The sequence below is a fragment of the Sphingomonas pollutisoli genome (genome assembly GCF_029167165.1).
In the GTDB taxonomy this organism is placed as follows: Bacteria; Pseudomonadota; Alphaproteobacteria; order Sphingomonadales; family Sphingomonadaceae; genus Sphingomonas; species Sphingomonas pollutisoli.
Genome location: NZ_JARFNJ010000002.1, coordinates 89,851 through 102,573 on the forward strand (window position 1 = coordinate 89,851; position 12,723 = coordinate 102,573).

Annotated in this window: 14 protein-coding genes and 1 pseudogene; 12 read left to right on the forward strand and 3 right to left on the reverse strand. The window is 66.0% G+C overall.

Features of this window, described 5'->3' with window-relative positions:
- Positions 1-8 precede the first annotated feature (8 nt).
- The 3 genes from PX554_RS03840 to PX554_RS03850 all read left to right on the forward strand — a co-directional run bounded on the left by PX554_RS03840 (position 9) and on the right by PX554_RS03850 (position 2,623).
- A complete protein-coding gene (locus PX554_RS03840) occupies positions 9-1,505 on the forward strand; it encodes an anthranilate synthase component I family protein (protein WP_275499133.1) in 1,497 nt (498 codons plus the stop codon).
- Positions 1,506-1,620: 115 nt separating this feature from the next.
- Positions 1,621-1,836 (forward strand): hypothetical protein, encoded by a 216-nt coding sequence (locus tag PX554_RS03845; RefSeq protein ID WP_275499135.1) that lies wholly within the window; start codon positions 1,621-1,623, stop codon positions 1,834-1,836.
- 115 nt (positions 1,837-1,951) lie between these two features.
- Positions 1,952-2,623 carry a DMP19 family protein gene (locus PX554_RS03850; RefSeq protein ID WP_275499137.1) on the forward strand — a complete coding sequence of 224 codons (672 nt, stop codon included), beginning with the start codon at positions 1,952-1,954 and terminating at the stop codon, positions 2,621-2,623.
- Between the two features lie 167 nt (positions 2,624-2,790).
- On the opposite strand, the gene PX554_RS03855 is transcribed toward PX554_RS03850, so the two are convergent.
- Positions 2,791-3,132, reverse strand: coding sequence for a LysR substrate-binding domain-containing protein (locus tag PX554_RS03855; RefSeq protein ID WP_275499969.1), 342 nt, complete (start codon positions 3,130-3,132; stop codon positions 2,791-2,793).
- Positions 3,021-3,722 (reverse strand): LysR family transcriptional regulator, encoded by a 702-nt coding sequence (locus tag PX554_RS03860; protein WP_275499139.1) that lies wholly within the window; start codon positions 3,720-3,722, stop codon positions 3,021-3,023. The genes PX554_RS03855 and PX554_RS03860 overlap by 112 nt, the downstream gene beginning before the upstream one ends.
- 89 nt (positions 3,723-3,811) lie before the next feature.
- Here PX554_RS03860 and PX554_RS03865 point away from each other — a divergent pair, with 89 nt between their 5' ends.
- A complete protein-coding gene (locus PX554_RS03865) occupies positions 3,812-4,828 on the forward strand; it encodes an NADP-dependent oxidoreductase (protein ID WP_275499140.1) in 1,017 nt (338 codons plus the stop codon).
- A 31-nt stretch (positions 4,829-4,859) separates the two neighbouring features.
- Positions 4,860-5,162: a putative quinol monooxygenase gene (locus tag PX554_RS03870; RefSeq protein ID WP_275499143.1), complete on the forward strand. Its 303-nt coding sequence runs from the start codon at positions 4,860-4,862 to the stop codon at positions 5,160-5,162.
- Positions 5,163-5,179: 17 nt separating this feature from the next.
- On the opposite strand, the gene PX554_RS03875 is transcribed toward PX554_RS03870, so the two are convergent.
- Entirely contained in the window at positions 5,180-5,710 is a 531-nt protein-coding gene (locus PX554_RS03875) for a hypothetical protein (protein ID WP_275499145.1), read from the reverse strand.
- A gap of 137 nt (positions 5,711-5,847) precedes the next feature.
- On the opposite strand from PX554_RS03875, the pseudogene PX554_RS03880 reads away from it, so the two are divergent.
- The 7 genes and pseudogenes from PX554_RS03880 to lexA all read left to right on the forward strand — a co-directional run.
- A pseudogene (locus tag PX554_RS03880) lies at positions 5,848-6,420 on the forward strand (anthranilate synthase component II); the annotation flags it as partial.
- A gap of 107 nt (positions 6,421-6,527) precedes the next feature.
- On the forward strand, positions 6,528-7,523 hold the full coding sequence (trpD, locus tag PX554_RS03885; protein ID WP_275499147.1) for an anthranilate phosphoribosyltransferase: 996 nt from the start codon (positions 6,528-6,530) through the stop codon (positions 7,521-7,523).
- Entirely contained in the window at positions 7,520-8,305 is a 786-nt protein-coding gene (gene trpC / locus PX554_RS03890) for an indole-3-glycerol phosphate synthase TrpC (protein WP_275499149.1), read from the forward strand. Before trpD ends, trpC begins: the two co-directional genes overlap by 4 nt.
- Positions 8,306-8,432: 127 nt before the next feature.
- Positions 8,433-8,909 carry a cyclic pyranopterin monophosphate synthase MoaC gene (gene moaC, locus PX554_RS03895; protein WP_275499151.1) on the forward strand — a complete coding sequence of 159 codons (477 nt, stop codon included), beginning with the start codon at positions 8,433-8,435 and terminating at the stop codon, positions 8,907-8,909.
- A gap of 359 nt (positions 8,910-9,268) precedes the next feature.
- Positions 9,269-10,768, forward strand: a complete 1,500-nt coding sequence (locus PX554_RS03900) for a reverse transcriptase domain-containing protein (RefSeq protein ID WP_275499970.1) — start codon at positions 9,269-9,271, stop codon at positions 10,766-10,768.
- Positions 10,769-10,799: 31 nt separating this feature from the next.
- The gene (locus PX554_RS03905) at positions 10,800-11,984 is read left to right on the forward strand and encodes a molybdopterin molybdotransferase MoeA (protein ID WP_275499153.1); all 1,185 of its coding nucleotides are present in this window, start codon (positions 10,800-10,802) and stop codon (positions 11,982-11,984) included.
- 68 nt (positions 11,985-12,052) lie between these two features.
- Positions 12,053-12,721, forward strand: a complete 669-nt coding sequence (lexA, locus tag PX554_RS03910; RefSeq protein ID WP_275499155.1) for a transcriptional repressor LexA — start codon at positions 12,053-12,055, stop codon at positions 12,719-12,721.
- The last annotated feature ends 2 nt before the right edge of the window (positions 12,722-12,723 follow it).

Below are 12,723 nucleotides of genomic sequence, written 5' to 3' on the forward strand. Positions count from 1 at the left end.
GCGATGGCATGGCGGCGGCGGCCACCGCGCTCGCCGCCGGGCGCCCGGCGCTGCTGTGGCGGCGCCAGATCGCCGACACCGAAACTCCCGTCGCCGCCGCGCTGCGGCTGATCGAGCCGGGTCGCGGCGACTTCCTGCTCGAATCGGTCGAGGGCGGCGAGACGCGCGGGCGGCACAGTCTGATCGGCCTCGCGCCCGATCTCGTGTTCCGCGCGCACGGCCAGTCCGCCGAGCTCAACCCGCACTGGCTCACCGACCGCGATGCCTTCGCGCCCGCCGCCAAGCCGACTCTCGCCGCGTTGCGCGATCTCGTCGCCTCGTGCCGGATGGACGTGCCCGCCGAACTGCCGCGCGCGCTCGCCTGTCTGGTCGGCTATTTCGGCTATGAGACGATCGGGCTGGTCGAAACGCTGCCGCGCCCCGATGTCGATCCGCTCGGCCTGCCCGACATGATCTTCGTGCGCCCGACCGTTATCCTGATCTTCGACCGGCTCGCCGACGCGCTGTTCCTCGTCGCGCCGGTGTGGCCCGACGCCACGCGCGCGCCGGACGCGATCATCGCGCAAGCCGCCGAGCGGATCGACGCGGTCGCCGCGCGCCTCGCCGCGACGCCGCTGCCCGCACCCGTCCGCGCCACCGACCTGCCCGAGATCGCGCTCACCCCGACGCTCCCCGCCGGCCGCTACGCCGAGATGGTGGAAACGGCGCGCGACTATATCGTCGCGGGCGACATCTTCCAGGTGGTGCTCGCGCAGCGCTTCACCGCGCCCTTCCCGCTGCCGCCGTTCGAACTGTATCGCTCGCTGCGTCGGATCAACCCCTCGCCCTTCCTCTACCATCTCGATCTGCCGGGCTTTTCGCTGAGCGGCTCGTCACCCGAAATCCTGGTGCGGGTCCGCGACGGCGAGGTGACGATCCGCCCGATCGCGGGAACCCGCCCGCGCGGCAAGACGGCGGCGGAGGACGAGGCCAACCGCGCCAGCCTGCTCGCCGATCCCAAGGAGCGCGCCGAGCATCTGATGTTGCTCGATCTCGGCCGCAACGATGTCGGCCGGGTCGCGGCGGCGGGCAGCGTGCAGGTGACGGCGAGCTACACCACCGAATTCTACAGCCACGTCATGCATATCGTCTCGAACGTGGTCGGCACGCTGGCGCCCGACAGCGACGCGCTCGACGCGCTGTTCGCGGGTTTTCCGGCCGGCACGGTCAGCGGCGCGCCCAAGGTGCGCGCCTGCGAGATCATCGCCGAACTGGAAGGCGCGGTGCGCGGGCCTTATGCTGGCGGCGTCGGCTATTTCTCGCCCGACGGGTCGATGGATTCGTGCATCGTGCTGCGCACCGCGATCGTCAAGGACGGGGTCATGCACGTCCAGGCGGGCGCGGGCATCGTCGCCGATTCAAACCCCGAGTACGAACAGCGTGAATGCGAGGCGAAGGCCGGCGCGCTGCTCGCGGCGGCACGCGAGGCGGTGGCACGGGCGAGCGCGCCGGGGTTCGGGCAGTAGGCGTGATGGCCTGAAGGGTTTGAGTGGCTTGGGAGGGCGGGTCGCGCCCACTTGTGTCCGTTCAGAGGTAACAATACGCCTGCCCGAGAGTGGACCTCAGCGAAGGTGCTGAAGCATGATTTGGACCTTCAGAATTGCTATCGCCATCGCACTCCTATGGGCGGCCTGGCGCGCATATCGAATGTTCCAGACGGGAAGCATCAGGGTTTACGATGCGGATGAGCCGGTTCTCCTGTTGGCGCGGCAGGAGAGGCCGCTGGCATATTGGTCGTTCGTCATTTTCTTTTACGCGGTGCTTTTCGTGATAGCCGTTAGCGTGACCTCACTTTGAGCCCGAAAGCCGACCGGCGGCTATCAGGAGGAAAAGCGGCAAGGCTGAACGCGCCCAATAGCGGACGTTCCTCCGACGCGCTAAGTCCAGGGCTCGTTGGAGACGGGGTTAGCGCATGAAGCAACTATTGATTGAACGCATTCCGGTTCCACAAAGCGAAGTGCGGACCGACGAGCCTGGCGCAGCTTGTTTGTGGGTAGGATATTTCATCGAAGAGGCTGTTGAGCGGGGCTATGAGGAGGACGAGCTTCCTCCGGAGGTTCTGCGCTTTCTTGATGTTTGGGAATATCATGGAGAGCGCGGCAACGGTGGGCACGCTCAATATTACGAGAACGAGGAAAACTGCCGTCCAAAATTGAAGCTGATGGCGAAGTTCCTCAAGACGATCGGTCTTCCGGAGCACGGTCGACTCATAGAAGACTTCGAGCATTTCTTAATCAGGAACGAGGGGAAGATCGACGATCTATATGAGCGTGAAGAAAACGGCGCGGTCAGGGAAATGTTTTACGGATTTGACGATCGCTTCATGCAGTTGGAGCAAAGCGAGGGCAAGCTCGTGGACCGGTTGGCCGGGTGGCTCTTGCAGCAACCGTGGATAGAGATCGAGGAGACCGGACAATCTGGCGACGTTACAAGGCTCCGGCAGTTGATCGCAGATCCTCCTGACCGCGAAGCACGGCTGGCCGCGAAAATGCGCAGGCGCGAAGCAGAAAATCGTGGCGCCCTGCTCGCCTTCGCGCGACGCTTCTTGGCATATCGCACACGGGGTCCGAAGCCTGATCGGTAGATGAGCGGAGCGTCCGCTTTCCACCAACCCCGGCCCTTCCGATCGGACCAATGTCCCAGGCGCCCCCAAGCGTAACGACATACCCTCCCCCACCCAAGGAGCAGCGATCGAGGAGGCACCTCCACCAGACCGAGCGCACGTACCGAACCGCACGGACTCCCCCGACGTCACGCGATCCGCGCACCCGCCATGCGCTCCGGCAAAACCGTCTGGAGCATCTCCAGAAAGGCGCGCACCCCCGGATTGGCGCGCCGGCTCTCCGGCCATAGCGCGGTGATGGTGTTCCGCTCGACCGCGAAGGCGGAAAGCACCGGCACCAGTTCGCCCCGCATCACGTGCGGCGCCGCCATGAACGTCGTTCCCATGCCGATCCCGCCGCCCGCCACCAGCATCGCGATCACCGCCTCGCTGGCATCGGCCACCACACCGGCCTTGGGCACGATCTCGATCTCGCGGTCGCCGAGTCGGAACGGCCAGCGGAAGGTCTGGCCGGTGTTCTGATAGCGCAGGTTGACGGTCTCATGCCCGTCCAGATCGTCGGGGTGGAGCGGCGTCCCATGCCCTTCAGATAGTCCGGCGATGCGAAGCAGCAGAGCCGATGCGGCGCGAGCTTGCGCGATAGCAGGCGGCTGTCCGCGAGATCACCGATGCGGATCGCGATGTCGATCCCCTCCTCGACGATATCCACCATCCGGTCGTTCAGCCGCAGATCGACCGACAGTTTCGGGTGAAGCCGCCGGAACGCCGGCAGCACCGGCGCGATCAGATGAAGCCCGATCGGCAGCGACGCCGCGACGCGCAGCGTGCCCGAAGGTTCGGAGCGCGCGCGCATCGCGGTCTGCTCGATCTCCTCCGCTTCGCGCAGCAGCCGCAGCGCGCGCTCGTGCAGGTCGCGCCCCTCCGGCGTGAGGGCGAGCGAGCGCGTCGTGCGGGTGAACAGCGTCACCCCGAGGTGCCGTTCGAGCCGCTGGATGCTCTTGCTCACCGCCGAGGGCGAGATCGACAGCGCGCGCGCCGCCGCCGTGTAGCTGCCGAGCGATCCCGCGCGCGCGAACGCGATCAGGCCGGTCAGCCGGTCGAGGATGATCTGTTCCGTCATGGCATTACTAAAGCGCCATGCGGGCCGATTATCAACCACCCCGGCACGGGGCTACATCCCGCACATCGACTTTCTGAGCGGAGATGACCATGCACGATATGATGAAGGCGGCGCGGCTCCACGCCTTCGGCGGCCCCGACGTCCTGATATATGAAGACGCCCCCAGGCCCGACCCGCAGCCCGGCGAGGTGCGCGTCCGCGTTCGGGCGGCGGGGCTCAACCCGCCCGATTGGTATCTGCGCGATGGCTATCGCGCACTGCCGCCCGAATGGCGGCCCGATGCGGCCTTTCCGCTGATCCTCGGCACCGACGTATCGGGCGTGGTCGAGGCGGTCGGCGACGGGGTCGATCGTTTCCGCGCCGGAGACGCGGTGTACGCGATGGTCCGCTTCCCCGAAAATGTGATGACCGGCAGCGGCGCTTATGCCGAATATGTCACCGTGCCGGCATCGCAGCTCGCGCGCAAACCCGCTAACATCGACCATGTCCACGCCGCCGCCGCACCGATGTCGCTGCTGACCGCATGGCAGTTCCTCATCGAGCTTGGTCATGACGAACCGAACCCGTTCCAGCCGTTCCGCCATGCCCCGGTGCCGCTCGAGGGCAGGACCGTGCTCATCAACGGTGCCGGCGGCGGCGTCGGGCATCTGGCCGTGCAACTGGCGAAATGGCGGGGCGCGCGGGTCATCGCGGTGGCATCGCCCAAGAACGCGCCGCTGATGCGCGAACTCGGCGTCGATCGGTTCATCGACTATCGGACGACCGCCGTCGAGGAGGCGGTCCGCGACGCCGATCTGGTTCTGGATGCGGTGGGCGGCGCGAACATGGAACGCTTTCTGCGGGTCATCAAACCCGGCGGTGCGCTGTTCCTGGTCAACCCGCTGGGGTTCGCCGGTCAGGCGGCGGCGGCCGCGCGCGGCGTCCATGTCTCCTCGACCCAGGTTCGATCGAACGGCGCCCAATTGGCGGAAGCCGCCCGCCTGCTCGACGACGGCACGCTTCGGATCGTCATCGACAGCACGTTCCCGCTCGCCGAAGCGTCGCGCGCGCACCGCCGTGCCGAAAGCGGTGCCATTCAGGGCAAGATCGTCCTCACCGTCGCCTGATCGTCATCGGGTCCAGGAAAGGCACGGCATCATGCTGATCGTCACCGGGCACATCTCCGTCGCGCCATCGGCGCTCGCGGCGTTCAGCCGCGATCTGCGCGCGCTCGCCACCGCCGCGCGACGGCGCGACGGCAATCTCGCGTACGACGCCGCCGTGGCAGATCCGTCCACCGGGCGGCTGCTGATCGCCGAGCGCTGGCGCGATCAGGCGGCGCTGACCGCGCACCTGCAAGCGGCGGACACGGTGCGGTTCCTGCACCGGTGGCGGGATCGCATCTCGGGCGACATCCGCAAATACGATGTCACGCGAGAGCGGGCGTTGATGGACGATTGACCGGGCGGCCGGCGCGCTCAGGGCGCAGTCGGGTCGATCGACTGGCCGTTGCGCTTCGCCACCCGCTCGGCGGTCCATTGTTGCAGCCGCTGCGCGCTACAGCCGGTCTGCCCGCCCGAGCCGACTGGCGAGCACGAATCGGGCAGCCCGGCGGCTTCGCGGCCGACCTGGTCCATCGACGCGGTGCGATTGACCCAGCTCTGGTTCTGCGCCGGGATCGGCTTGCGGTCGCGCAGCGGCTTGGGGATGCGATAGGGTTCGTCGATCCGCGAACAGACCACCACCTCGTCGGGCGAACTCGCCTTGGGGCACGGCGCGGTCCCGGTGATCGCGATGTTGCGGATGCGCTTCACCGGCTGCCCCGATTCGGCCTGCTCGGCGACCCCGGCGTGGTCCTGCTCGGCGAAATCCTTGCCCGCCACGTCCGCCGCGGTGATCGTGTCGCCCGACCGCGCGGCTGGCGGGGGCGGCGTCTGCGCGGGCGTGGTCTGCGCGATCGCCGTCATCGGCAGGCTGAGCGCGGCGGCGAGAAACAGGGCGCGAACCATCGTCTTGATCTCCTTGGGGTGAACCGAACGCTCGGCCCACCCGAATCGCTCCCCCCTATTACAGCGCGGATCGTCCGAAAAGGCGGCGGAATCGGGGCGTGGTTGCGCTGTCGGCCACAAAGGCTATGGCGAGGGGCATGATCCTCGTCATCGACAATTATGACAGCTTCACCTGGAACCTCGTCCATTATCTGATGGAGCTGGGCGCGGAGGTGAAGGTGGTCCGCAACGACGCCCTTTCCGCGCGCGACGCGGTCGCGAGCAACGCGCAAGGCTTCCTGATCTCGCCCGGCCCCAAGACCCCGAACGAAGCGGGCATCAGCCTCGATCTCGTCGCCGCCTGTGCCGAGGCGGGCAAGCCGCTGCTGGGCGTGTGCCTCGGCCATCAGGCGATCGGCCAGCATTTCGGCGGCCGCGTCGTGCGCGGCGGGCTGATGCACGGCAAGACCTCGCCCGTCGTCCACGACGGCACCGGGCTGTTCGAGGGCCTCCCCTCGCCCTTCACCGCGACCCGCTACCATTCGCTGATCGTCGAGGATCTGCCCGAGGGGCTGATCGCCAACGCGCATGCCGACGATGGCTCGGTGATGGGCGTGCGCCACGCGACGCTCCCCATCCACGGCGTCCAGTTCCACCCCGAGAGCATCGCCACCGAACACGGCCACGCCCTCCTCGCCAATTTCGTGCGGCTAGCGGGGATCGCCACCAAACTCCCCTCCCGTGTGCGGGAGGGGCTGGGGGAGGACCTGCCCTCCTCACAACCGCCGCTCGTGCGGACACCCCCTCCCCTAACCCCTCCCGCAAGCGGGAGGGGGATTTGACCACGATCGCCCTGCTCCCCGACCCCATCTCGCCGCTCTCGCGCGAGAGCGCGGGCGAGGCGTTCGCCGCGATCCTCGACGGCACCGCGCCCGATGCCGAGATCGCCGACTTCCTCACCGGCCTCGCGATCCGCGGCGAGACCAGCATCGAGATCGCCGCCGCCGCGCGCGCCTTGCGCGAGCGCATGATCGCGATCGAAGCGCCCGCCGGCGCGATCGACGTCTGCGGCACCGGCGGCGACGGCCACCACACGCTCAACGTCTCGACCGCGGTGTCGATCGTCGTCGCGGCGTGCGGCGTGCCGGTCGCCAAGCACGGCAACCGCGCCGCCTCGTCCAAGGCGGGCGCCGCCGACACGCTCGAGATGCTCGGGCTCGATCTCGACCGCGCCGCACGCGATGCCGAGGGTAGCCTCGCCGACATCGGCATCGCCTTTCTGTTCGCCGCCAGCCACCATCCGGCGATGAAGCGCATCACCCCGATCCGCCGCGCGATCGGCCGCCGCACGATCTTCAACCTGATGGGCCCGCTCGCCAGCCCCGCGCGCGTGACGCGCCAGCTCATCGGCATCGCCCGCCCCGATTACGCCGCCACCTACGCCGCCGCGCTCGCCGAGCTCGGCACCGAGGCGGCGCTCGTCGTCGCGGGCGAGGAGTCGCTCGACGAACTCTCCTGCGCCGGCCCCAGCGTCGTCGTCGCGCTCGGCATTCCCAACATCGCCGACCGCATCACGCCGGAGGATGCCGGCCTGCTCCGCCACCCGCTCAGCGCGATCCGCGGCGGCGACCCCGCGCACAACGCGCGTGCCCTCCGTGCCCTGCTCGACGGCGAAACCGGCCCGTACCGTGACGCCGTCCTCCTCAACGCCGCCGCCGCGCTGATCGTCGCCGGCACCGCCGACACCCTGAGCGAAGGCGCGGACACCGCCGCCGCCGCGCTCGACGATGGCAGCGCCGCCGCGCTGCTCGACAGATGGATCGCCTACCGATGACCGACGTGCTCGACCGTATCCTCGAAACCAAGCGCGCCGATGTCGCCGCGCGTAAGGCGACCACCTCGCTCGCCGAGATCGACGAGCGCATCGCGCTCCGTACCAAGCCGCGCGGCTTCCGCGCCGCGCTCGACGCCAAGGCGAAGACCGGCCACGCGCTGATCGCCGAGATCAAGAAGGCCAGCCCCTCCAAGGGCCTGATCCGCGCCGATTTCGATCCGCGCGCGCACGCCATCGCCTATCAGGCCGGCGGCGCCGCCTGCCTCTCGGTGCTGACCGACGAGGAATGGTTCCAGGGCGCCGACGAGTATCTCACCATCGCACGCGACGCCTGCACGCTGCCGGTGTTGCGCAAGGATTTCATGATCGATCCGTGGCAGGCGCCCGAGTCGCGCGGGCTCGGCGCCGATTGCATCCTGCTCATCATGGCGGCGCTCGACGACGCGCTGCTCGCCGAGATCGAGGCGAGCGCGACCGAATGCGGTATGGACGTGCTGGTCGAAGTCCACGACGCCAAGGAGATGGAGCGCGCGATGAAGCTCAAGTCGCGGCTGATCGGCGTCAACAACCGAAACTTGCGCGATTTCACCGTCGATTTCGCGCGCACCTACGAACTCGTGTCGAAAGCGCCCAAGGACTGCACCTTCGTCGCCGAAAGCGGCCTCACCACCCGCGCCGATCTCGATGCGATGGCAGACCACGGCATCCACTGCTTCCTGATCGGCGAAGCGCTGATGCGCCAGGACGATCTAGAGGCGGCCACCCGCACGCTGGTGGGATGAGCGCGGCGTCCGCACTTCCCTTCCCCTCCCTGGAAGGGAGGGGACCGAGGGGTGGGTCGGCCCGCGCGGAAACGCTGCGATCCCCTCAGGCCAACCCACCCGCGACCTTTCCGAAAGGGGAGCGCACATGACCGCCCTCACCCACCTCGACCAAACCGGCGCCGCGCACATGGTCGATGTCGGCGGCAAGCCCGTCACCGCGCGGCAGGCGATCGCCACCGGCCGCATCACCATGTCTGCGCACGCCGCCGACGCGATCCGCCACGGCACCGCGCTGAAAGGCGATGTCCTCGCCGTCGCGCGCATCGCCGGCATCATGGCCGCCAAGCGCACCAGCGACCTCATCCCGCTCTGCCACCCGCTGCCGCTCACGCGTGTGCGCGTAGATCTCGCGCCCGACGCCGAGGGCGTCACCGTCACCGCCACCGCCGCGACCGAGGGCAAGACCGGCGTCGAAATGGAAGCGCTCACCGCCGCCAGCGTCGCGCTGCTGACGATCTACGACATGGCCAAGGCGATCGACAAAGCGATGGTCATCACCGGCGTGCGGCTGCTGGAAAAGCGCGGGGGGAAGTCGGGCGAGTGGCGGGCTGCGAAGGTTTAATGCCGGGCGGTATCCCGATCGACCGACACCTTTATAAACGTGAGGCAATTGCATCCGAAGCGCCCGTAGCAGCGTACTGTGGCTTTATGGCAACAGCGTGCCAAAACTTCTACACGACAGTTTACGAATCGTCGCCGCGTGCTAGATATACGGTATCCTTACGCTCACGCGAACAGGAGTAGTTTGTTTATACTGTCAACCGCTAAATTCGCGCTGGTTTGGTACATAGTTGCCTCGCTGGTTAGAATGAATGTGGAAGGATCGGCAAAGACGTAAGTCTCGATGATCCATACTGTTTCAGTATACTCGAAATCGTTCGAAAACGGTCCCAGCAGAGTGTTAATGGCGCTCGATTGATAGTGGTGCTGGGGGAGGAACGCTTCCGAAAGGAAAATTCCGTATGGGATGCGGATGTTCTTCCCCCCTCTCGTGGAGGGCGCGTGGTAGACTGGTCCCCGTCTTTAAAACACTATCCACATTTCGATAAGCCAATACGCCACAAAGATATTGAAGAACTGGTACGAAATCCAGATGCTGTTTCTCGCAACAGCTTCTACCCGTTCATGCGCTTCGAGGAAAAGTGGCAACCCTTCCGCGATAAGGTCGGAGGAAAACCTAAGAAAAAGATTCGACAGCTCCGTTTCGCAAGCAGACGTGACGCTTATATCTACTCGTACTATCGGCATATTCTTCGCGATCCGTATGAAGCATCACTAAGGGCGCGCGATCTCGAACATAGCGTGATTGCTTATCGCAAGCTGGTAACGCCTACAGGCAAAGGGAAGTCCAACATCGACTTCGCTTTAGATGCTTTCAACGTCATCCGGAATTTTGGCCACGCGGCGGTCGTTACGCTTGATATCAGCGCATTCTTTGAGAGCATCGATCACGAATTGCTACGACAGAAGTGGTGTAGCCTGCTTGGCACGGCCGAACTTCCCCGTGACCACCGAGCAGTGTTTCGCGCGATCACTCGATATTCGATCGTCGACCGAGACGCGGCGTACGAACGCCTCGGCTATCTTACATGGGAAGCGAAAGGCGCTGGTAAAATTCCCGTTTACACCACGGGGTTTAAGGACATGCCCCGGCAGCTATGTTCAAACAGCGAATTTCGCGAGAAAATATGTGGAAAGGGTGGCACGTTCGCTAGTTTGATCGAAACGAACGAAAATGATTTCGGCATTCCTCAGGGATCACCGATCTCCGATATGTTAGCAAATATTTATCTTATCGACTTCGATAGCGCATTGAAGGCGTACGTAGATGCCGTTGGCGGCACATTCTTTCGCTATTCTGACGATATAATCATTATTGTTCCCGGCGAAGAAATTGAAGCAATTGCAGCTCGGGACTTTGCTATGAATGAAATCAAGAAACATGGGTCAAAGCTTCTTATTAAAGAAAGCAAAACATCTGTATTGAGATACTTTTCGGTTCCTGGCGGACAAGACTTCAAAAAGATACACGGCGAACAAGGTACAAATGGGCTAGAGTACCTCGGCTTCCGTTACGATGGCAAAGCAGCTTATTTGCGGGATAGCACGATGTCGAGACTTTACCGAAAGGTCACTCGCTCGATCCGCGCAGAGGCGCGTGCATTGGTACGGCGATATCCAGAAAAAGATCAATCATATATAGAAAGCAAGTTTAACGCTGCGAAATTTATGCAGCGCTATGGAAGAGTCGAAGATTTTGACCCGAAAGCCAGCTACGATACTTGGACTTTCTGGACATACGCTAGGCGGGCAATCGAAATATTCGGCCCGTTAGGTAAACCGATCAGCGGCCAGTTGAAAAACTATGGACAAATTGTTCGGACACGAATGACGCATGAAATTGCGCATGCCCTCTCCTAGCGAATAATATATAACTGGCCCGGACCTCAACATGCCACCCCTAGTCTCCGTAGACTCCGCCCTCACCCGCCTCCTCGCGCTCGCAACACCCGTCGCGCCCGAAACCGTCCCGATCCGCGCCGCCGCCGGCCGCTGGGCCGCGTCGGATGTCGCGGCACTCCGCACCCAGCCCTATGCCGATCTCTCGGCGATGGACGGCTATGCGTTGCGCTTCGCCGATCTGCCCGGCCCCTTCACCGTCATCGGCGAGAGCGCGGCCGGCACGCCCTTCGCGGGCAGCGTCGGCGCGCGCGAGGCGGTCCGCATCTTCACCGGCGCGACGATGCCCGCCGGCGCGGACAGCGTGCTGGTGCAGGAGGAGGCCGCGCGCGACGGCGCGATCCTCAGCGTCACCGGCGCCGGCCCCGCTTATGCCGGCCGCAACGTGCGCCGCGCGGGGCTCGATTTCCACGCGGGCGACGTGCTCGTGCCGGCCGGCGCGCGGATCACCCCGGCGCGGATCGCGGTCGCGGCGACCGGTGGGCACGGCGCGCTCCCGGTCCGCCGCCGCGTGCGCGTCGCCACCGTCGCGACCGGCGACGAACTGGTCGCGCCCGGCGCGCCGCTCCCGCCCGGCGCGCTGCCCGAATCGAACGGCGCGATGCTCGCCGCGATGCTCGCCGATCTGCCGGTCGAGGTGATCGATCTCGGCATCCTGCCCGATCGGCTCGACACGATCACCGCCGCCTTCGCTGCCGTCGAGGCCGATATCCTCGTCACCACCGGCGGCGCGTCGGTCGGCGATCATGATCTGGTGCGACCCGCGCTGGAGGCAGCGGGCGGCAACCTCGATTTCTGGCGGATCGCGCTGCGCCCCGGCAAGCCGATGCTGGCCGGGCGGCTGAACGGCGCGGTCGTGCTCGGCCTGCCCGGCAACCCGGTGTCGGCGTTCGTCACCGCGACGCTGTTCCTGCGCCCGCTGATCGCGCACATGAGCGGCGCCGCCGATCCGCAGCCGCGCCGCGCGACCGCGATCCTCGGCGAAGACCTGCCCGCCAACGATCACCGCGCCGATTACCTGCGCGCCGAGACGCGCGGGGGCCGCGTGTACGTCGCCGCGATCCAGGACAGTTCGATGCTGCGCACGCTCGCCCGCGCCGATTGCCTGGTGATCCGCGCGCCGAACGCGCCTCCGGCAAGCGCCGGCGACTCGGTCGAAATCCTGCCGATCGGCTGATGGACACCGCTTGACTTGCATCCTACCGTTCCATATTGGTTCCGCATCTGTTCGGACGGAGGAACGCGATGCTCACTCGCAAGCAGCACGAGCTGATCTGCTTCATCAACGATCGCCTGGAGGAAACCGGCGTGTCGCCCTCGTTCGAGGAGATGAAGGAGGCGCTCGATCTCAAGTCGAAGTCGGGCGTGCATCGGCTCATCAGCGCACTCGAGGAGCGCCAGTTCATCCGCCGTCTGCCCAACCGCGCGCGCGCGCTCGAAGTGCTGCGCATGCCCGAGCGGGTCGCCGCCGCGAAGAAGGCGGCTGTCGCGCCGCCCGCCAACCTCCGCCCGCTGCCCGAGCCCGCCAACGACGTGATCGAGATCCCGCTCCACGGCCGCATCGCCGCCGGCGTGCCGATCGAGGCGTTCGAGGGCCAGTCGATGCTCGCGGTGCCCGCCGCGCTGCTGGGCGGTGGCGAGCATTATGCGCTTGAAGTCGCAGGCGATTCGATGGTCGATGCCGGCATCCTCGATGGCGATTACGCGCTGATCCGCCGCACCGAGACCGCCCGCGACGGCGAGATCGTCGTCGCGTTGATCGAAGACGCCGAGGCGACGCTCAAATATTTCCGCCGCGAGGGCGCGATGGTCCGTCTCGATCCCGCCAACCGCGCCTACGATCCCCAGCGCTACGCCCCCGCGCAGGTCCGTATCCAGGGAAAGCTCGCCGGCCTGCTCCGCCGCTACGACTGACC

Bases quoted from the DNA above. Each gene is read 5' to 3' on its own strand.
- PX554_RS03840 (WP_275499133.1), top strand. From the start codon at position 9: ATGGCGGCGGCGGCCACCGCGCTCGCCGCCGGGCGCCCGGCGCTGCTG.
- PX554_RS03845 (WP_275499135.1), top strand. From the start codon at position 1,621: ATGATTTGGACCTTCAGAATTGCTATCGCCATCGCACTCCTATGGGCG.
- PX554_RS03850 (WP_275499137.1), top strand. From the start codon at position 1,952: ATGAAGCAACTATTGATTGAACGCATTCCGGTTCCACAAAGCGAAGTG.
- PX554_RS03860 (WP_275499139.1), bottom strand. From the start codon at position 3,722: ATGACGGAACAGATCATCCTCGACCGGCTGACCGGCCTGATCGCGTTC.
- PX554_RS03865 (WP_275499140.1), top strand. From the start codon at position 3,812: ATGCACGATATGATGAAGGCGGCGCGGCTCCACGCCTTCGGCGGCCCC.
- PX554_RS03870 (WP_275499143.1), top strand. From the start codon at position 4,860: ATGCTGATCGTCACCGGGCACATCTCCGTCGCGCCATCGGCGCTCGCG.
- PX554_RS03875 (WP_275499145.1), bottom strand. From the start codon at position 5,710: ATGGTTCGCGCCCTGTTTCTCGCCGCCGCGCTCAGCCTGCCGATGACG.
- trpC (WP_275499149.1), top strand. From the start codon at position 7,520: ATGACCGACGTGCTCGACCGTATCCTCGAAACCAAGCGCGCCGATGTC.
- moaC (WP_275499151.1), top strand. From the start codon at position 8,433: ATGACCGCCCTCACCCACCTCGACCAAACCGGCGCCGCGCACATGGTC.
- PX554_RS03905 (WP_275499153.1), top strand. From the start codon at position 10,800: ATGCCACCCCTAGTCTCCGTAGACTCCGCCCTCACCCGCCTCCTCGCG.
- lexA (WP_275499155.1), top strand. From the start codon at position 12,053: ATGCTCACTCGCAAGCAGCACGAGCTGATCTGCTTCATCAACGATCGC.